13 protein-coding genes are annotated in these 20,613 nt (G+C 56.7%); 8 read left to right on the top strand and 5 right to left on the bottom strand.

The features are described 5' to 3' along the window. Positions 1–11 precede the first annotated feature (11 nt). The 3 genes from glgC to glgP are packed head-to-tail and all read left to right on the top strand — an operon-like array spanning position 12 to position 5,206. Positions 12–1,307 (top strand): glucose-1-phosphate adenylyltransferase, encoded by a 1,296-nt coding sequence (glgC, locus tag ACMGGM_RS11925; RefSeq protein ID WP_023337914.1) that lies wholly within the window; start codon positions 12–14, stop codon positions 1,305–1,307. Continuing rightward, entirely contained in the window at positions 1,307–2,740 is a 1,434-nt protein-coding gene (glgA, locus tag ACMGGM_RS11920; protein ID WP_045268722.1) for a glycogen synthase GlgA, read from the top strand. Before glgC ends, glgA begins: the two co-directional genes overlap by 1 nt. Positions 2,741–2,758: 18 nt before the next feature. After that, positions 2,759–5,206, top strand: coding sequence for a glycogen phosphorylase (gene glgP, locus ACMGGM_RS11915; protein ID WP_045135454.1), 2,448 nt, complete (start codon positions 2,759–2,761; stop codon positions 5,204–5,206). Positions 5,207–5,281: 75 nt separating this feature from the next. Here glgP and ACMGGM_RS11910 read toward each other — a convergent pair whose 3' ends face one another. Further along, the gene (locus ACMGGM_RS11910; RefSeq protein WP_045282386.1) at positions 5,282–6,439 is read right to left on the bottom strand and encodes a DDE-type integrase/transposase/recombinase; all 1,158 of its coding nucleotides are present in this window, start codon (positions 6,437–6,439) and stop codon (positions 5,282–5,284) included. Between the two features lie 151 nt (positions 6,440–6,590). Next, positions 6,591–8,099 carry a glycerol-3-phosphate dehydrogenase gene (gene glpD / locus ACMGGM_RS11905; RefSeq protein WP_014885553.1) on the bottom strand — a complete coding sequence of 503 codons (1,509 nt, stop codon included), beginning with the start codon at positions 8,097–8,099 and terminating at the stop codon, positions 6,591–6,593. A gap of 286 nt (positions 8,100–8,385) precedes the next feature. Between glpD and glpE the strand changes: the two genes are divergently transcribed. From glpE to ACMGGM_RS11890, 3 genes are read left to right on the top strand one after another with little or no spacing between them, the layout of a single operon-like run. Further along, on the top strand, positions 8,386–8,718 hold the full coding sequence (gene glpE / locus ACMGGM_RS11900; RefSeq protein WP_014885552.1) for a thiosulfate sulfurtransferase GlpE: 333 nt from the start codon (positions 8,386–8,388) through the stop codon (positions 8,716–8,718). A 47-nt stretch (positions 8,719–8,765) separates the two neighbouring features. Next, positions 8,766–9,596 (top strand): rhomboid family intramembrane serine protease GlpG, encoded by an 831-nt coding sequence (gene glpG, locus ACMGGM_RS11895; RefSeq protein WP_047343550.1) that lies wholly within the window; start codon positions 8,766–8,768, stop codon positions 9,594–9,596. A gap of 16 nt (positions 9,597–9,612) precedes the next feature. Continuing rightward, positions 9,613–10,371, top strand: a complete 759-nt coding sequence (locus tag ACMGGM_RS11890; RefSeq protein ID WP_014885550.1) for a DeoR/GlpR family transcriptional regulator — start codon at positions 9,613–9,615, stop codon at positions 10,369–10,371. Between the two features lie 98 nt (positions 10,372–10,469). On the opposite strand, the gene malT is transcribed toward ACMGGM_RS11890, so the two are convergent. After that, positions 10,470–13,175: an HTH-type transcriptional regulator MalT gene (malT, locus tag ACMGGM_RS11885; RefSeq protein WP_014885549.1), complete on the bottom strand. Its 2,706-nt coding sequence runs from the start codon at positions 13,173–13,175 to the stop codon at positions 10,470–10,472. 585 nt (positions 13,176–13,760) lie between these two features. Between malT and malP the strand changes: the two genes are divergently transcribed. Continuing rightward, the gene (gene malP, locus ACMGGM_RS11880; protein ID WP_047343549.1) at positions 13,761–16,154 is read left to right on the top strand and encodes a maltodextrin phosphorylase; all 2,394 of its coding nucleotides are present in this window, start codon (positions 13,761–13,763) and stop codon (positions 16,152–16,154) included. 9 nt (positions 16,155–16,163) lie between these two features. Continuing rightward, positions 16,164–18,242, top strand: a complete 2,079-nt coding sequence (gene malQ, locus ACMGGM_RS11875; protein WP_047343548.1) for a 4-alpha-glucanotransferase — start codon at positions 16,164–16,166, stop codon at positions 18,240–18,242. 110 nt (positions 18,243–18,352) lie between these two features. Here malQ and gntT read toward each other — a convergent pair whose 3' ends face one another. After that, positions 18,353–19,669 carry a gluconate transporter gene (gene gntT, locus ACMGGM_RS11870; protein ID WP_014885546.1) on the bottom strand — a complete coding sequence of 439 codons (1,317 nt, stop codon included), beginning with the start codon at positions 19,667–19,669 and terminating at the stop codon, positions 18,353–18,355. A gap of 360 nt (positions 19,670–20,029) precedes the next feature. After that, positions 20,030–20,605, bottom strand: a complete 576-nt coding sequence (gene nfuA, locus ACMGGM_RS11865) for a Fe-S biogenesis protein NfuA (RefSeq protein ID WP_003861601.1) — start codon at positions 20,603–20,605, stop codon at positions 20,030–20,032. Positions 20,606–20,613 lie beyond the last annotated feature (8 nt).

Genomic DNA, 20,613 nt, shown 5'->3' with positions numbered 1-20,613 from the left:
AGGAGTTAGTCATGGTTAGATTAGAGAAGAACGATCCCTTAATGTTGGCACGCCAGCTACCATTAAAAACGGTTGCCCTGATACTTGCGGGCGGGCGTGGTACCCGTCTGAAAGATTTGACCATCAAGCGCGCCAAGCCGGCCGTTCACTTTGGTGGTAAGTTCCGCATCATCGACTTTGCGCTCTCCAACTGCCTGAACTCAGGCATTCGCCGTATTGGCGTCATTACGCAGTATCAGTCGCACACGCTGGTTCAGCATATTCAGCGCGGCTGGTCATTCTTCAGTGAAGAGATGAACGAGTTTGTCGATCTCCTTCCTGCTCAGCAACGTGTTCACGGCGAGAACTGGTATCGCGGGACGGCGGATGCGGTGACGCAGAACCTCGACATCATTCGTCGCTATAACGCGGAATACATTGTGATCCTCGCCGGGGATCACATCTACAAGCAAGATTACTCCCACATGCTCATCGACCACGTCGAAAAAGGGGCGCGCTGCACCGTGGCGTGTCTGCCGGTGCCCGTTGCCGAGGCGACGGCGTTTGGCGTGATGCACGTGGACGCCGACGATAAAATCATCGACTTCGTCGAAAAACCGGCGAACCCGCCAACCATGCCGGGCGATGACACCAAATCCCTCGCCAGCATGGGGATCTATGTCTTTGATGCAGATTATCTTTATGAGCTGCTGGAAGACGACGACAAAGACGAAAACTCCAGCCACGACTTCGGTAAAGACATCATCCCGAAAATCACCAAAGCTGGCATGGCGTATGCACATCCTTTCCCGCTGTCCTGCGTGCAGTCAGACCCGAATGCCGAGCCTTACTGGCGCGATGTGGGCACGCTGGAAGCGTACTGGAAAGCGAACCTCGATCTGGCCTCAGTCACGCCTGAGCTGGATATGTACGACCAGAACTGGCCGATTCGTACCCACATGGAATCCTTGCCGCCGGCCAAATTCGTGCAGGACCGCTCCGGCAGCCACGGTATGACGCTGAACTCGCTGGTCTCTGGCGGGTGCATTATCTCCGGTTCGGTGGTGGTGCAGTCCGTGCTGTTCCCGCGCGTGCGGATAAATTCATTCTGTAATATCGATTCGGCGGTCTTATTGCCGGATGTCTGGGTAGGGCGTTCGTGTCGTCTGCGTCGTTGCGTGATCGACCGCGCCTGCGTCATCCCTGAGGGGATGGTCATCGGTGAAAACGCGGAAGAAGACGCGCGTCGTTTCTACCGTTCGGAAGAGGGGATCGTGTTAGTCACACGGGAAATGTTGCGGAAGCTGCAGATCAAACAGGAGCGATGATGCAGGTTTTACACGTATGTTCTGAGATGTTCCCGTTGTTAAAAACGGGCGGTCTGGCGGATGTTCTTGGTGCATTACCGGCGGCACAAATCGCCGGAGGCGTGGATACCCGAGTCCTGCTGCCTGCCTTCCCGGATATCCGGCGCGGCATTCCTGATGCAAAGGTTGTGACCCGCCGTGAGACGTTTGCCGGACGCATCACCCTGCTGTTTGGACATTACAATGGCGTAGGGATTTACCTGATCGACGCGCCACACTTATACGACCGACCGGGCAGCCCGTATCATGATACGAACCTGTTCGCCTATACCGACAACGTGCTGCGCTTTGCGCTGCTCGGCTGGGTCGGGGCAGAAATGGCGACGGGGCTTGATCCGTTCTGGCGTCCGGATGTGGTGCACGCGCACGACTGGCATGCCGGGCTGGCTCCGGCGTATATCGCCGCGCGCGGTCACCCGGCAAAATCGGTCTTTACGGTGCATAACCTCGCCTATCAAGGGATGTACTACGCGCATCATATGAATGACATCGATCTGCCATGGTCGTTCTTTAACATGCACGGGCTGGAGTTTAAGGGGCAGATTTCGTTCCTGAAGGCGGGGCTGTACTACGCCGATCACATCACGGCGGTCAGCCCAACCTATGCGCGAGAAATCACCCAGCCGGAGTTTGGCTACGGCATGGAAGGGCTACTGCAACAGCGCCATCGGGAAGGCCGCCTGTCGGGCATTCTGAACGGCGTGGATGAACAGATCTGGAGTCCGGAAACCGATCTCTTGCTGGCGGCACGCTATGGTCGCGATTCCGTGGAAGACAAAGCGGAAAACAAACGCCAGCTGCAGATTGCAATGGGGCTGAAGGTCAACGACAAAGTGCCGCTTTTCGCGGTGGTGAGCCGCCTGACCAGCCAGAAAGGGCTGGACCTGGTGCTGGAGGCGCTGCCCGGCTTGCTCGAGCAGGGCGGACAGCTGGCGCTGCTCGGCGCAGGTGACCCGGTGCTGCAGGAAGGTTTCCTCGCGGCGGCAGCGGAACACCCGGGGCAGGTGGGCGTGCAGATTGGTTACCACGAGGCATTTTCGCACCGCATTATGGGCGGCGCAGACGTCATTCTGGTGCCAAGCCGCTTCGAGCCCTGCGGCCTGACGCAGCTCTATGGCCTGAAATACGGCACCCTGCCGCTGGTACGCCGCACGGGCGGGCTGGCGGATACGGTGTCCGATAGCTCACTGGAAAACCTGGCGGACGGTATCGCCAGCGGGTTTGTTTTTGAAGACAGTAATGCCTGGTCGCTGCTTCGGGCGATTCGGCGTGCTTTCGTCTTGTGGTCCCGTCCGTCGCTGTGGCGTTACGTACAACGTCAGGCGATGTCCATGGACTTTAGCTGGCACGTTGCGGCGCAGTCGTACCGCGATCTTTATCAACGCTTGATGTAACGAGGCGAAGTTACTGATATGAATGCTCCATTTAGCTACTCTTCACCCACGCTCAGCGTTGAGGCGTTAAAGCACTCCATCGCCTATAAGCTGATGTTCACCATCGGGAAAGATCCAGTCATCGCCAACAAACATGAGTGGCTGAACGCCACTCTGTTTGCGGTGCGCGACCGTTTAGTTGAACGCTGGCTGCGATCAAACCGCGCCCAGCTCTCGCAGGAAACGCGTCAGGTTTACTACCTGTCGATGGAATTTTTGATTGGCCGCACGCTCTCCAACGCGCTGCTGTCGCTCGGCATTTACGACGACGTTAAAACCGCCCTCGAAGAGATGGGGCTGGATTTAGAAGAGCTGATTGACGAAGAGAACGACCCGGGCCTCGGCAACGGCGGCCTGGGGCGTCTTGCCGCCTGCTTCCTCGACTCGCTGGCGACCCTGGCGCTGCCGGGACGCGGGTACGGCATTCGCTACGACTACGGCATGTTCAAGCAGAACATCGTCGACGGGCGTCAGAAAGAGTCGCCGGACTACTGGCTGGAGTATGGCAACCCATGGGAGTTCAAGCGTCACAATACCCGCTACAAGGTGCGCTTTGGCGGGCGTATTCAGCAGGAAGGTAAAAAATCCCGCTGGGTGGAGACCGAAGAGATCCTGGCCGTGGCCTACGACCAGATCATCCCCGGGTATGACACCGATGCCACCAACACGCTGCGCCTGTGGAGCGCCCAGGCCAGTAGCGAGATTAACCTCGGTAAATTCAATCAGGGTGACTATTTCGCCGCGGTGGAAGATAAAAACCACTCTGAAAACGTGTCCCGCGTCCTCTATCCGGATGACTCAACCTACTCCGGCCGCGAGCTGCGCCTGCGTCAGGAGTATTTCCTCGTCTCGGCGACGATTCAGGATATCCTCAGCCGCCATCACCAGCTGCACAAAACCTACGCCAATCTGGCGGAGAAAACTGCGATTCACCTCAACGACACGCACCCGGTGCTCTCTATTCCAGAGCTGATGCGCTTGCTTATCGACGAGCATAAGTTCAGCTGGGATGAGGCATTCGAAGTGACCTGCCAGGTGTTCTCGTACACCAACCACACGCTGATGAGCGAAGCGCTGGAAACCTGGCCGGTGGATATGCTCGGCAAAATCCTGCCGCGCCATCTGCAGATTATCTTCGAGATTAACGACTACTTCCTCAAGACGCTGCAGGAGCAGTATCCGAACGATACCGGCCTGCTGAGCCGGGCGTCGATCATTGATGAATCCAACGGTCGTCGCGTACGCATGGCCTGGCTGGCGGTAGTGATCAGCCACAAGGTAAACGGCGTGTCTGAGCTCCACTCAAACCTGATGGTGCAGTCGCTGTTTGCGGATTTCGCGAAGATCTTCCCGACGCGTTTCTGCAACGTGACCAACGGCGTCACGCCGCGTCGCTGGCTGGCGCTGGCGAACCAGCCGCTTTCTGACGTGCTGGATCAGAACATTGGCCGCACCTGGCGCACCGACCTGAGCCAGCTGAGCGAGCTGGAACAGCACATTGATTTCCCGACGGTGAACAAAGCCGTGCGCGAAGCCAAGCTGCTGAACAAAAAGCGTTTGTCGGTTTACCTTGCGCTGCATCTGAACGTGGTCGCCAACCCGAAAGCGTTGTTTGACGTGCAGATCAAACGTATTCACGAGTACAAGCGTCAGCTGATGAATGTGCTGCATGTGATTACCCACTACAACCGGATTAAGGCCGACCCGACGGCCGAGTGGGTGCCGCGCGTGAAAATCTTCGCCGGTAAAGCCGCTTCCGCCTATTACATGGCGAAGCACATTATCCATCTCATCAACGATGTGGCGAAGGTCGTCAACCTGGATCCGGATATTGGCGACAAGCTGAAGGTGGTGTTCATCCCGAACTACAGCGTAAGCCTGGCGCAGCTGATCATCCCGGCGGCGGATCTCTCTGAGCAGATTTCGACGGCGGGTACGGAAGCCTCCGGGACCAGTAACATGAAGTTTGCCCTCAACGGTGCGCTGACCATTGGCACCCTGGACGGGGCGAACGTTGAGATGCTGGAGCACGTAGGGGCTGAGAACATCTTTATCTTCGGGAACACCACGGAAGAAGTGGAGGCGCTGCGCAAGAAAGGCTACTCGCCGCGTGAGTTCTATGAAAAAGATGAAGAGTTACGTCAGGTACTGACGCAGATCGCAACCGGTGTGTTCAGCCCGGACGAGCCGGGCCGCTATCGCGATCTGGTGGATTCGCTGATTAACTTTGGCGATCACTACCAGGTGCTGGCGGATTATCGCAGCTACGTGGACTGTCAGGATAAGGTGGACGAACTGTACCGTCAGCAGGAGAAGTGGACCAGTGCTGCGATGCATAACATCGCCAATATGGGGTATTTCTCGTCCGACAGGACCATCAAGGAGTATGCCGAGACGATCTGGCATATTGATCCGGTTAGGCTGTAAAAACAAAGCCCGGTGGCGTTGCTGTATGACCGGATACATAGGTGACAGATCAGACCGGGAACATAGGTAACACTTTTAGTCTATCCGGAGCACACTCTGGGTTTTTCGGTCGTAGTACGCAAGCGTTATCCCATTAAAGATGATGGCCTCAAGGCCATCATCTTGTTCTTCCAGCATGATGTACTCCCCAGTCAGTGCTTCACTCAGGAACACCGTACCCTTTTTTCCCATATAGAGGGTCCCCCTCGATTTCACCCTGTAGACTGTACCTCCTTCCGGATAAGCATATTCAGGAACACGGCCATCCCAGTGTCGGTTTGAGGGTTGCCATACCGTTCCGGGCGTTGCTCCCGCCAGTGCTTCATGCGGCCTTTCGTAGTTAAATTCTTTCCGGTAGTCACTGAACCACCGCTGTTGTTCTTCCATCGTCATGAAGGTGTTGCCCTGTTTCACCGCACTTTTCAGGGAGCGGTGCATTCGCTCATGGCGGCCATTTTCTTCCGGATGCCCCTTTCTGATACGCTCCGGCCTGATGCCCAGCTTGATTAGCCAGACGGCAAGACGACTTAATCCGGCTATTCCTGTTCCCGCGAAGGGCTGGCCGTTATCGGTTCTAAGCACTTCCGGCAGACCATATTCCAGGAACGCATCCGTCAGGCACTCTCTGACAAAGGGTTCACTCTCACGGTGTGTTCCCCGGCAGCTGAGCAGATACCGGCTGTGATTATCGGTCAGGGTGAAAGGATGGCAGTACTCTCTGCTGAGCAGCCTGAACTTGCCTTTAAAATCAGCGCTCCAGACCTGATTGTTCTCACTGATGATGGTCAGGGGCTGGCGATTGCCTGGTGTTCTGCGTTTTCGTTTTTTATCCGGAACCAGGCCTTCGCGCTTGAGGATATCGCCGATAGTGCTGGCGGCAGGTACGGTAAAATCGACGTGATGATTGAGCAACCACATCCGCAGTTTTTTTGGCCCCCAGTCAGGGTGTTTTTGACGCAGGGCAGTCAGGTGTCCGGCGATATCATCAGGAACCGTCCGGGAGTGGGAGCGTGGCGCACGCGACCGGTCCGAGAGAGATGACAGGTCAGAAGGGTCAAAACGCTGAAGCCATTTATAGCCGGTTTTACGGCTGATGCCAAAAAGACGGCAAAGCGCGGAGAAGGAGTCCGTACCTGCATGGCAGGCACGGATAAAATCAAGGCGTTGCATAGGTCGGGTCTCAGTCCAGGGCATAGCGAGTCTCCTCTTCTATGCCAGTTATAACTGTTACCCATGTATCCGGTCTAAAGTGTTACCCATGTTTCCGGTTCATACCTTGCGCTTACCGGGCCTACGGGATCGAGTAGGCCGGGTAAGGCGGAGCCGCCACCCGGCTTTTTTTCAATTACGACGCTAACGACAGCTCACGCTTTCCCGCATGCTGCTGCAGCCACTGCGCCACACGCGACTGCTGTTCGGCATTCAGCCACATCCCTTCTTTGGTACGGCGCCAGATGGCGTCGTCCAGGCGGCGAACCCACTCGTGCTCGACCAGGTAACGCAGCTCGGCTTCGTACAGCTCGTGACCGAAATGCTCGCCCAGATCCGCAATGTCCTTCGCATCACCGAGGAACAGCTCGGTATTGCTGCCGTAGGTGCGGGCGTAGTGGCGCGCCATGCCTTCGGTAATGAACGGGAAGCGACGGCGCAGCTTCGCGGCATAATCGTCGCGGTTGTCGCCGATATCACCGCCGGGCAATACCGCGCCTTTGGTCCATGCCGGGCCAATGCCCTTATAGTACGGGGCCAGTTTTTCCAGCGCGTGCTCCGCCAGCTTGCGGTAGGTGGTGAGCTTGCCGCCAAACACCGACAGCAGCGGCGCCTGGCCGTCTACGTCGTGAATATCGAGCGTATAGTCGCGGGTGATGGCCTGCGGTGAGTCAGACTCGTCATCGCACAGCGGACGCACGCCGGAGTAAGTCCAGACCACGTCATCGCGGGACAGCTGTTTCTTAAAGTGTGCGTTATACACTTTAAGGAGGTAGTTCACTTCGCTCTCGTCGATCTCAACGTTTTTCGGATCGCCCTTGTACTCCACGTCGGTGGTGCCGATGATCGAGAATTCGTCCATCCACGGGATCACAAACACGATGCGCTTATCTTCGTTCTGCAGAATGTACGCTTGTTTTTGCGTGTGTACGCGCGGCACCACAATATGGCTGCCCTTGATCAGGCGGATGCCGTACGGCGAAGGCAGATGCATGCCGTCGTCGAAGAACTGCTTCACCCACGGACCGGTGGCGTTCACCAGACCGCGCGCTTTCCAGCTGAATTTCTCGCCGGTATCAATGTCTTCTGCTTCGACGATCCACAGGCCGTTTTCACGACGCGCGGCGGTAGCGCGGGTACGGGTTTTCACCTCTCCACCTTTCTTCTCCACCATCTGCGCATTCGCCAGCACCAGACGTGCATCGTCCACCCAGCAGTCGGAATATTCGAAACCGCGCACGATTTCAGGCTTCAGGACCGATTCTGAGCCAAAACGCAAACCGTTCGAACCCGGCAGGCTGGTGCGTTTACCCAGATGATCGTACATAAACAGACCAATTCGGATCATCCACGCCGGACGCAGGTGCGGGCGATGGGGCAGACGGAAACGCATCGGGATCGCCAGATGCGGCGCCATTTTTAGCAGCACTTCACGTTCGGCCAGCGCTTCACTGACCAGGCGGAATTCGTAGTGTTCCAGGTAGCGCAGGCCACCGTGGATCAGCTTGGAGCTGGCGGACGACGTCGCGCAGGCGAGATCGTTAGCTTCCAGCATCAGCACGGATAAACCGCGTCCTGCGGCATCGACCGCAATACCGGCACCGTTGATGCCACCGCCTATCACAATCAGATCTTTGGTTTCCATAACACCCTCATGCACTTTCGTTAAAGCTCAAAAATGTTCGATATCGCTCATAATAGCAAAGGAACGCGCTTTTGGTAACATCAAAAAAACAATTTAGAGTGATATGGATAACATAATGGCGTTTACCCGCCGCCAGGACGTACACTACGGGGTAAAATAGTGCGGTCTGATGCCCTCACCCCAGCCCTCTCCCACGGGGAGAGGGGGATCCGTTTCCCTCTCCCTCCGGGAGAGGGTAGGGTGAGGGGGAAAACCGCACCACACCCGAATATAAGATGAGAACACCATGGATCAGTTTGAATGTATTAACGTAGAAGAAGCCCATCAGAAGATGCACCAGGGAACGGCGGTGCTGGTGGATATCCGCGATCCGCAGAGTTTTGCGATGGGCCATACGCCGGGCGCGTTCCATCTCACCAATGACACGCTGGGCGCGTTTATGCGCGATAACGACTTCGATACGCCGGTGATGGTGATGTGTTACCACGGCAACAGCAGCAAAGGCGCGGCGCAGTATCTGCTTCAGCAGGGCTACGACGCGGTGTACAGCGTCGACGGCGGCTTCGATGCCTGGCATCGTCATTTCCCGGCAGAAGTGGAATACGCCTTTGAGCGCTAATCCCGCTATACTGTTCCCTTTTGTGTGGAAATAAGCGACCGCTGCCCATGTTGATGATCACCTCTTTTACCAATCCGCGCGTCGCCCAGGCGTTTGTCGACTATATGGCAACGCAGGGCGTTATTCTGACCATTCAGCAACATACGCAGACCGATGTCTGGCTGGCCGATGAGAGCCAGGCCGGGCGGGTAAACGAGGAGCTGGCGCGTTTTCTTGAGAATCCTGGCGACCCGCGCTATATGGCGGCAAGCTGGCAATCCGGCCAGACGGGCAGCGGATTGCATTACAGTCGTTTCCCTTTTCTTGCCACGATTCGCGAGCGCGCAGGGCCGTTTACGCTGCTGCTGATGGCCGCCTGTATTATCGTCTTCATTATCATGAACGTGGTGGGCGACCAGAGCGTGATGATCGCCCTGGCGTGGCCGTATGACCCCTCTCTGGAGTTTGACGTCTGGCGCTACTTCACTCATGCGCTGATGCACTTCTCAGTGATGCATATTCTCTTCAACCTGCTGTGGTGGTGGTATCTCGGCGGGATTGTCGAGAAGCGACTCGGCAGCGGTAAGCTGATCGTAATCACCGTGATTAGCGCCCTGTTGAGCGGCTACGTGCAGCATAAATTCAGCGGCCCGTGGTTCGGTGGGCTGTCGGGCGTCGTCTACGCCCTGATGGGCTATGTCTGGCTTCGCGGAGAGCGCGACCCGGAAAGCGGCATCTATTTACAACGCGGATTAATAGCCTTTGCGTTAATATGGCTAATTGCCGGATGGTTTGATCTGTTTGGTATGTCTATCGCCAATGGTGCGCACGTCACTGGCCTGGCGGTCGGGCTGGCAATGGCGCTTGCCGACACGCTCCATGCGCGAAAACGAACATAATTCTCAGGGATAATTGATGAAACAAACACAACGTCATGACGCCATTATCGAACTGGTCAAAAAACAGGGATACGTCAGCACCGAAGAGCTGGTCGAGCAGTTTGCCGTCAGCCCGCAAACGATCCGTCGTGACCTTAACGATCTGGCCGATCAGAACCGTATTTTGCGCCACCACGGCGGTGCGGCGCTGCCGTCCAGCTCGGTCAACACCTCCTGGCATGACCGTAAAGCCACGCAGACGGCGGAAAAAGAACGCATAGCCCGTAAAGTGGCGAGCCAAATCCCAAACGGGGCGACGCTGTTTATTGACATCGGTACCACGCCGGAAGCGGTTGCTCACGCGCTGCTGGATCACGAGAACCTGCGCGTGGTCACTAACAACCTGAACGTCGCCAACACTCTGATGCAGAAAGACGATTTCCGGATCATCCTCGCCGGTGGTGAACTGCGCAGCCGCGACGGGGGCATTATCGGTGAAGCGACGCTCGACTTTATCTCTCAGTTCCGCCTCGACTTCGGCATTCTGGGGATCAGCGGTATCGACAGCGACGGCTCGCTGCTGGAGTTTGATTACCACGAGGTGCGCACCAAGCGCGCGATTATTGAAAATTCACGCCACGTGATGCTGGTGGTGGACCATTCGAAGTTTGGCCGTAACGCGATGGTGAACATGGGCAGCATCAGCATTGTGGATGCGGTCTACACCGACGCGATGCCGCCAGCGGGCGTGATGCAGGTGATTAAAGATAATAATTTGCAGCTGGAATTGTGCTAGGAATTGTGTCGGGTGGCGCTGCGCTTACGCGACCTACAAATTGTTCTCCCTCTCCCTGTGGGAGAGGGCCGGGGTGAGGGCATCAGGCCGCACAAAACCTAAACGCCATACCCCATCATCTTCAATAGCTGCTGCGCATGCTGTACCGCATCCTGACGATGCGCCACACCCAGCTTCTGATACAGATTACGAATGTGCGTTTTGATGGTGGTCGCCGCCACCGCCAGCTCACCGGCAATCTGCTCGTTGCTGTAGCCGGAATAGATCAGCCCCAGCACCTGCCATTCCCGCTGGGTGAGCGGGCTGGTGCGAATAAGCTCCGGCACTTCCGGATGGTTCAGCAGACGTTCAACGAAGTTCTCATCAAAATGCGCAAATTTGTGGCGATGATGCTGGTTAATCTCGCGCAGAATACGCTGAGCACGATGCTGATCCAGCTCCGGCAGGGTATTCAGCTGAATCAGCTGGCGCAGCTGTTGCGCCATCACTTCACCTTCAATCACAAAGTGGCTGATAAACCCGGTACGGTTCGCCAGCTGCAGCGCTTCCAGCAGCACGCGCTGGGCGTCATTTTTGCGTCCCGCCTGCCAGTAAAGCTGGTTAAGCAGCAGCAGGTTGCGGTTCAGATCGCTCATCAGGCGCAGGCTACGGGCGTTTTCGTTTAACTCTTCCAGCACGATCTCGGCAGGCTCGAAGTCACCCAGCAGGATCTGCACGCGGGCGATGTTGCGCCACTGGCTTTGCAGGAAGTGGTTATTGGCAAACTCTGGTTTTGGCGTATGACGCAGCCAGTTGGCGGCGGATTTTTTATCCCCCGTCATCTGCCAGTAAATCACCCGGACCTTATCGGCGTTTGACACCCAGTCGCTGTGGTACTGGCCGTTGCCGAGCAGGTTTTCCAGACGGTTAAGGTGATTGCGGGCGTTATCGAGATCGCCGCGCGCCAGCGAGCACTGCACCAGCAGCGCCAGACACTGCAACTGCTGCTGCGGCTGGAAGCCAGAGAGCACGTTCACACCCTGACGGGCGCAGCTTTCTGCTTCATCGAGGCGCGACCATGCCCACAGCAGCTGAGCGCGAATGCGCAACAGGAACTCGTGCATCGGCAGCTGTTCCAGATGCTGTTCACGAATCAGCTGGAACGCTTTTTCCTGATTTTCCCAGGCCGCCTGCAGGAACCCCTGAGCGAATAAAATTTCACTTTGCTGAATCAGGCTCCACAGGGCGTAGTGCCATACATCATGGCGGCGCGCCATCTGCTCGGTTTGCTGCATCAGGGAAAGGGAGCGCGTCAGCTCGCCCTTGCAGTGCAGTACTTCCCCGTGTACGGAGGTCGCCACGATGCGGCTGTAGAAATTAGCCAGCGGCAGTTCATCCAGCGCGACCATCGCCAGCCGTTCCGCTTCGTCCGGATCGCCGTCGTTAATTGCGACCTGCGCCCGCAGGGCGTTAAATTCGCCGTGCAGGGTGGTATCCATTTCACTTTCCATCTCCTGCTCGGCACGCGCCAGCAGGGTATTGACCTCACTGTAGCGGTGCTGGCTTTGCATCAGCCAGGCCTGCAGCAGAACCAGACGCGGGTTCTCCAGCAGGCTCTCCCACGGCAGGGCTTTCAGCGACTCTTCCAGCAGCGTCAGTTCGCTGTGGTTAAACAGCCCCCACGCGTGGTTGAGCAGAATATCGCGCAGCATACTGGCGTCACCGGCAGCCAGCGCGTGGTGAATGGCCTCGCTCGGGAAGCCTTGCGCCATCCAGCTTTCAGCGGCGGCGCGATGGATTTCCGGCAGTTCTGTGGCAAGCTCCCACTGACAGCGCTGGCGCAGGAAGCTACCAAACAAGGGATGGTAGCTGAACCACTCGCCGGGATCGTCCATGCGTGTCAGGAACAGGCCCTGACGTTCAATCTCTTCCAGTTGTAACTGGCCGTTTTCACAGCCGGTAACGCGCACGATCAGCGCGTCGTTCATCGAACGCAGCAGGGAGCTTTTCAGCAGGAAATGACGGGTTGAAGGATCAACGCTGTCCAGCACCTCGTCCACCAGATAATCAGAGAGATGGCTGGCGTTGATACCGGCCAGACGCCGTGCCGACTGGTGTGTCGGGCTGTTGTTTTGCCGCGCAGAGAGGGCAATCAGCTGCAACGCCGTGGCCCAGCCCGCGACGTCATCGCACAGGCGGCTGCTTTCAGCGGCCTCAATCGGCGAGGTCAGGCGACAGTCGAAGAACTGTTTCGCTTCCTGATGGGTAAAGGCCAACTGCTGGCTGCCAATCTCCAGCAGCTGATCGCGCACGCGCAGGTTGGCAATGCCCAGCTGCGGCAGGTTGCGCGACAGCACCACCAGGGTCAGGTTTTCCGGTTGATGGCGCAGGAAGAAACGCATCGACTCGTGGATAACCGGATTTGAAATCAGATGATAATCATCAATTACCACATAAAGCGGACGATGCCATTCAGCCAGTTCAATGAACAGCTGAGAGAAAAGGGAGGACAGGCTGGCGTACTGGCGCTTTTGCACCATCACCTCACTGGCGACGCAGTGTCCATTCGTGGCCTGTTGAATGGCAGCAATCAGATAGCTGGCAAAACGCTCTTGCTGGTTATCGCCCTCATCAAGGGAGTACCAGCCAAGATCGCTCTTACCTGCGGCCCATTGCGAAATGAGCGTTGTTTTTCCATAACCTGCAGGGCTCGTAACCAGCGCCAGTCGGAAATTATGCGCGCCGGAAAGTTTAGCCAGCAGACGCTCGCGGACCACTGTATGGTCGAGACGAACCGGGCGACTTAATTTAGACGGAATCAACATAGGTTTCACTTCACTGTGGGGAACGAGAGATTTTATTTTTTTTGCGCTTCGTAATTAATAGCTATAAGGTCGGACAGATAGAGAACTATTGCAAGTTATGTCTGGATTTGGTGGCTCTGAATTTGCACTCTGTCACAAAACATTCAGGCAGATGATGGAACTTTCCTGAAAGGGCTGTGACGCCGCGCCAGTGCTGGCTTGTATGGTTCTCTTGCGGTTATGCTGAAACTGGTTTCAGAAAGGGATAGTGACGCCAAATTTAATAAAGTCCGGGTAAAGTTCAGTGAGCTTAATAATCTCCTTAGATATGACCCAATTGCAGAAATATTATTCTACGTAAGTAATCATTTCAGCGCGGATTAATTTCATCCGAAACTGCATTTCATTTCTTTGACATTCTTCCCGGTGACGTTTTCCTCTTCCGGGCACACTCAGGCTATGCTCTGAGAGTGGCCTCGATCACACTTTTATGCTCATCCCCGCTACTCCTCCCTGTCTAATCCCCCACAGGATGAGGAAGAGGTGAAATGAGCCAGGCACACTAGCGCCAACTTGTGTTTTCTTTCTAAAGGATGCCGATCCCCTATGTCACAGCCTACCTTCAACAAAGCTCAATTCCAGGCTGCCCTGACGCGTCAGTGGCAGCGTTTTGGCCTTCATGCTGCAAACGAGATGACGCCTCACCAGTGGTGGCAGGCGGTGAGCGGGGCGCTCGCAGAGCAGCTGGATGCTCAACCCGTGGCGAAGCCCGTCAAAGGCCAGCGTCACGTCAACTATATCTCGATGGAATTCCTGATTGGCCGCCTGACGGGCAACAATCTGCTGAACCTTGGCTGGTATCAGGAGGTGGGTGATGTGCTGAAAGCGCACGACATCAACCTGACTGACCTGCTGGAAGAAGAGATTGACCCGGCTCTCGGTAACGGTGGTCTGGGTCGCCTGGCGGCCTGCTTCCTTGACTCCATGGCAACGGTTGGCCAGTCCGCCATTGGCTATGGCCTCAACTATCAGTATGGCCTGTTCCGTCAGTCGTTCGCTGATGGTCACCAGATGGAAGCGCCAGATGACTGGCACCGCAATACCTACCCGTGGTTCCGCCACAATGCGCAGCTGGACGTGCAGGTCGGCATCGGTGGGAAAGTCACAAAGCAAGGCCTCTGGGAACCGGCTTTCACCATCACCGGTGAAGCCTGGGATCTGCCGGTGCTTGGCTACCGTAACGGCGTGGCGCAGCCGCTGCGCCTGTGGCAGGCGAAGCACGCTCATCCGTTCAACCTGACCAAATTCAACGACGGCGATTTCCTGCGTGCCGAGCAGCAGGGTATCGACGCCGAGAAGCTGACCAAAGTCCTCTACCCGAACGACAACCATCTGGCGGGTAAAAAACTGCGTCTGATGCAGCAGTATTTCCAGTGCGCCTGCTCCGTGGCGGACATTCTGCGCCGTCATCATCTGGCGGGCCGCAAGCTGGCACAGCTGCCGGACTTCGAAGTGATTCAGCTCAACGACACGCACCCGACCATCGCCATTCCTGAACTGCTGCGCGTGCTGATCGACGAGCATCAGCTGAGCTGGGATGACGCCTGGGCGATTACCAGCCGCACCTTCGCCTACACCAACCACACCCTGATGCCGGAAGCGCTGGAGTGCTGGGATGAGAAGCTGGTGAAAGCGCTGCTGCCGCGCCATATGCAGATCATTAACAAGATTAACGATCGGTTTAAAACCCTGGTGGATAAAACCTGGCCAGGCAATAAAGCGGTCTGGGCGAAGCTGGCAGTGGTTCACGATAAGCAGGTTCGCATGGCGAACATGTGCGTGGTGAGCGGCTTTGCGGTGAACGGCGTAGCGGCCCTGCACTCGGATCTGGTGGTTAAAGATCTGTTCCCGGAATATCACCAGCTGTGGCCGACCAAATTCCACAACGTGACCAACGGCATCACGCCGCGTCGCTGGATCAAGCAGTGCAACCCGCTGCTGGCCGATCTGCTGGATAAGACCCTGAAGAAAGAGTGGGCCAACGATCTGGACCAGCTGATCAACCTGGAAAAATACGCGGATGACGCGAAGTTCCGCGAGCAGTACCGTGCCATCAAGCTGGAGAACAAAGTTCGTCTGGCGGCGTTTGTGAAAGCGCGCACCGGGATTGAGATCAACCCGAATGCCATTTTCGATATCCAGATCAAGCGCCTGCATGAGTACAAACGTCAGCACCTTAACCTGCTGCACATCCTGGCGCTGTATAAAGAGATCCGCGAGAACCCGCAGGCCGACCGCGTGCCGCGCGTGTTCCTGTTCGGTGCGAAAGCGGCACCGGGCTACTACCTGGCGAAAAATATCATCCTCGCCATTAATAAAGTGGCGGCGGCGATCAACAACGATCCGAAGGTGGGCGACAAGCTGAAGGTGGTGTTCCTGCCGGATTACTGCGTCTCGGCGGCTGAAATGCTGATCCCGGCGGCGGATATTTCCGAGCAGATCTCGACCGCAGGGAAAGAGGCCTCCGGCACCGGTAACATGAAGCTGGCGCTGAACGGTGCGCTGACCGTTGGCACGCTGGACGGTGCGAACGTCGAAATCGCTGAGCAGGTCGGTGAAGAGAATATCTTCATCTTCGGTCATACCGTGGAAGAGGTGAAAGCCATCAAGGCCAAAGGCTACGACCCGGTGAAATGGCGTAAGAAAGACAAAGTGCTGGATGCGGTGCTGAAAGAGCTGGAGAGCGGCAAATACAGCGACGGTGACAAGCACGCGTTTGACCAGATGCTGCACAGCATGGACAAGCATGGCGGTGACCCGTATCTGGTGATGGCCGATTTCACCGCCTATGTGGACGCGCAAAAGCAGGTCGACGTGCTGTATCGCGACCAGGACGCGTGGACCCGGGCATGCATTCTGAACACGGCGCGCTGCGGTATGTTCAGCTCTGACCGCTCAATCCGTGATTATCAGGCTCGTATCTGGCAGGCAAAACGCTAAGGAAGCGCGATGGAGAGTAAACGTCTGGACAGTGCCGCGCAGGCGGCGGGAATTAGCCTCAGTTACATCAATGCGCACGGCAAACCGCAGTCTATTGGTGCGGACACCAAAAGACGTTTGCTGAATGCCATGCACAAAGCCGACGCGAAAGCGTCGGCACTACCGGTGCCAAACGTAAAGGTCTTTACTGCGGGCAAAAAAATGTCGCTGACGGTGGAGGGGCGCGGCGAGTTTAGCTGGCTGCTCACCACCGAAGAGGGGCATCAGCATAAAGGCCACGCCACCGGCGGCAAAGCGTTTAACCTTCCGGCGAAACTGCCGGAGGGCTATCACAGCCTGACGCTCACCCAGGACGAGCAGCGTTTTCACTGCCGGGTGATCGTCGCGCCAAAACGCTGCTATGAGCCGCAGGCGCTGCTCGAAGGCAAAAAGCTGTGGGGCGCCTGCGTGCAGCTCTACACGCTCCGTTCCGACAGCAACTGGGGCATCGGCGATTTTGGCGATCTGAAGAATATGCTGGCCTCCGTGGGTGAGCGCGGCGGCGCGTTCATCGGCCTCAACCCGATCCACGCGCTCTATCCGGCGAACCCGGAAAGCGCCAGCCCGTACAGCCCGTCCTCCCGTCGCTGGCTGAACGTCATTTATATCGACGTTAACGCGTTGGATGATTTTAAAAACAGTAAAGACGCGCAGGCGTGGTGGAAGCTTGAGACCACGAAGCAGATGCTGAAACAGGCCCGCGAAGCGGACTGGGTCGATTATGCTACTGTGACCGCGCTAAAAATGGCGGCGCTGCGTCTGGCCTGGAAAGGCTTTGCTAAGCGCGATGACGATCAGATGGCGGCCTTCCGCCAGTTTGTGGCGCAGGAAGGCGAAAGTCTCTACTGGCAGGCGGCATTCGATGCGCTGCACGCGCATCAGGTGAAAGAGGACGAAATGCGCTGGGGCTGGCCGGTCTGGCCGGAAGCGTACCAGTCCGTGGACACCCCGGAAGTCAAAGCCTTCTGTAAAACGCATGCCGACGAGGTGGACTTCTATCTGTGGCTGCAGTGGCTGGCCTACAGCCAGTTTGCCGCCTGCTGGCAGGTAAGCCAGGGTTACAACATGCCGATCGGCCTGTATCGCGACCTGGCCGTCGGTGTGGCAGAAGGCGGCGCGGAAACCTGGTGTGACCGTGAGCTTTACTGCCTGAAAGCGTCCGTCGGTGCGCCGCCGGATATCCTTGGGCCGCTCGGTCAGAACTGGGGCTTGCCGCCGATGGATCCGCACGTGATGGCGGCGCGCGCCTACGAGCCGTTTATCGACCTGCTGCGTGCGAACATGCAAAACTGTGGCGCGCTGCGTATTGACCACGTCATGTCCGTACTGCGCCTGTGGTGGATCCCTTACGGTGAAACGGCCGATCACGGCGCGTACGTCCAGTATCCGGTAGACGATCTGCTGTCGATCCTGGCCCTGGAGAGTAAGCGTCACCAGTGTATGGTGATCGGGGAAGATCTCGGTACCGTGCCGGTGGAAATTGTCAGCAAGCTCCGCGACAGCGGCGTGTACTCCTATAAAGTGCTCTATTTTGAAAACGACCATGAGAAAACCTTCCGCGCGCCGAAAGCGTATCCAGAACAGTCAATGGCAGTCGCGACGACGCATGATCTTCCTACGCTCAGAGGCTACTGGGAAAGCGGCGATCTGACGCTCGGGAAAACGCTGGGTCTCTATCCTGATGAAGAGGTTCTGCGCGGGCTGTATCAGGATCGCGAGCTGGCGAAGCAGGGGCTGCTGGATGCGCTGCATAAGCATGGCTGCCTGCCGAAGCGCGCCGGTCACAAGGCGTCGCTGATGGCGATGACGCCAACGCTCAACCGCGGTTTGCAGCGCTATATTGCCGACAGCAACAGCGCTCTGCTTGGCCTTCAGCCGGAAGACTGGATTGATATGGCGGAGCCGGTGAACATTCCGGGCACCAGCTATCAGTACAAGAACTGGCGTCGCAAATTGTCCACAACGCTTGAGAAGATGTTTGCCGATGACGGGGTGAACAGGCTGATTAAGGATTTGGATAAGCGGCGAAAAGCGGCTGCTAAGAAGTGATAAAAAACCCGCCAGTGGCGGGTTTTTTATTGCCCGGTGGCGCTACGCTTACCGGGCCTACATGGAGCCAGTAGGTCGGGTAAGGCGAAGCCGCCACCCGACTTATGACATCAAACCACCATATTCAACAGCAGCACCCCAACCAGGCCACACACCGAAATAATGGTTTCCAGCGCGGACCAGGACTTGATGGTTTCACCTATGGTCAGGTTGAAGTACTCCTTAAACAGCCAGAAGCCCGGGTCGTTCACGTGAGAGAAAATCACGCTACCGGAACCGACCGCGATAACCATCAGCTCAGGACTGACGCCCGTGGTGGCAATCAGCGGCGCAACGATACCGCCTGCAGTAATCGCAGCAACGGTTGCAGAACCCAGCGCAATACGCAGAACCGCGGCAATAGACCAGGCCATCAGGAGCGGCGACACGTTGGTTTCATGCATCATCGCAGCGATGTATTTGTCCACGCCGCTGTCAACCAGCACCTGCTTGAACGCACCGCCACCGCCGATGATCAGGAGCATCATGGCAATAATTTTGATGGAAGAGGTCAATGTGTCGTTGATCTGATCCATTGAACGACCCCGGTTCAGACCGAAGGTGAACATCGCGATCAGGACGGCAATCAGCGTAGCCATGACCGGATCGCCCAGGAATTCTGCCACGCCCAGGAACGCATGACCTTTCGGCAGGATCATCTCTGCCACGGCGCGCATCGCCATCAGGATCACCGGTACCAGTGAGGTCCAGACGCTGACGCCAAAGCCAGGCATCTCTTCTTCGGTGAAGGTTTTCGCGCTGTACAGACCTTCCGGAATTGGCTTATCGATACCTTTCAGGAAGCGGGCATATACCGGGCCTGCCAGAATCACGGTCGGGATTGCCAGAATCGTACCGAACAGCAGGGTTTTACCCATATCGGCGTGGAAGATGGTGGCGATTGCCGTAGGGCCCGGGTGAGGTGGCAGGAAGCCGTGGGTCACGGACAGCGCCGCAGCCATTGGCACACCCACAAACAGCAGCGGAATGTTAGCTGCCGCTGCGATGGTGAACACCAGTGGCAGCATCAGCACGAAGCCCACTTCATAGAACAGCGCGAAACCGACGGTAAAACCGGTCAATACCACCGCCCACTGAATGTTCTTCTTACCAAATTTGTCGATAAGCGTGGTGGCAATACGCTGCGCGCCGCCGCAGTCTGCCAGCATTTTGCCGAGCATGGCACCGAAGCCCATGATCAGCGCCAGGCTGCCGAGCGTGCCGCCGACACCGGCTTTAATGGAGCTGATAACTTTAACCAGCGGCATACCCTGCATCAGACCGACTGCAAGTGCCACCAGAACCAGAGCGATAAATCCGTTCATTTTGAAACGGATCATCAAGAGCAGTAATAACACAACACCGATAGCAACGATGACTAATGGCATGATTTACCTGGCCTTTGAATTGTTATGGGTAACGTCATTGTTTCAACGACACATTCCGATTGTCCCAACTGGGAACAGAGAAGTAACGGCACTAATACTGATGCCTTGCAAACCATTAAGTTTAGTCGGCTGTTATGAGTGTGCTTAGTGCCCACGAGAATGATACGGGTAACATGGCGTGGTTGAGAATCACCCAGGCAGGCAAAATGTGAATTATGAGACGCAGGTCAACATATAGAGGAGGCGCGGCGGGAAAACAAAAGCCGGGTGGCGGCTTAGCCTTACCCGGCCTGCGATTGGGATACAGTAACAGTATTGTAGGCTCGGTAAGCGCAGCGCCACCGGGCAAAGGCAGACGGCTTAGTAGTAAGAATGCTCGCCGCGCTGGTGCTCGGTCAGGTCACGTACGCCTTTCAGTTCCGGGAACTCGTTCAGCAGCTGCTTCTCGATCCCTTCTTTCAGCGTCACATCGACCATAGAGCAACCGTTACAGCCGCCGCCAAACTGCAGGATCGCCAGGCCGTCTTCCGTGATTTCCATCAGGGAAACGCGACCACCATGACCCGCCAGCTGGGGGTTGATCTGGGATTGCAGCAGATATTCAACGCGCTCCATCAGCGGGGCATCGTCTGAGACTTTACGCATTTTGGCGTTCGGCGCTTTCAGGGTCAGCTGAGAGCCCAGTTGGTCGGTGACGAAGTCGATCTCCGCATCTTCAAGATACGGCGCGCTCAGCTCATCAACATAAGCGGTGAGCTGTTCAAACTTAAGGGCAGTGTCAGTTGCTTCCACAGCGTCTGGCGGACAATAAGAGACACCGCATTCTGCATTCGGCGTGCCCGGGTTAATCACAAACACGCGGATCTGCGTCCCTTCTTCCTGATTTGCCAGCAGTTTGGCAAAGTGCGCTTGTGCAGAATCGGAAATACGGATCATAGCTTTGG

It is taken from the genome of Enterobacter sp. BNK-14, from assembly GCF_047456095.1.
Classification (GTDB): Bacteria; Pseudomonadota; Gammaproteobacteria; order Enterobacterales; family Enterobacteriaceae; genus Enterobacter; species Enterobacter kobei.
This window is presented reverse-complemented; position numbering and strand designations above follow the sequence as displayed.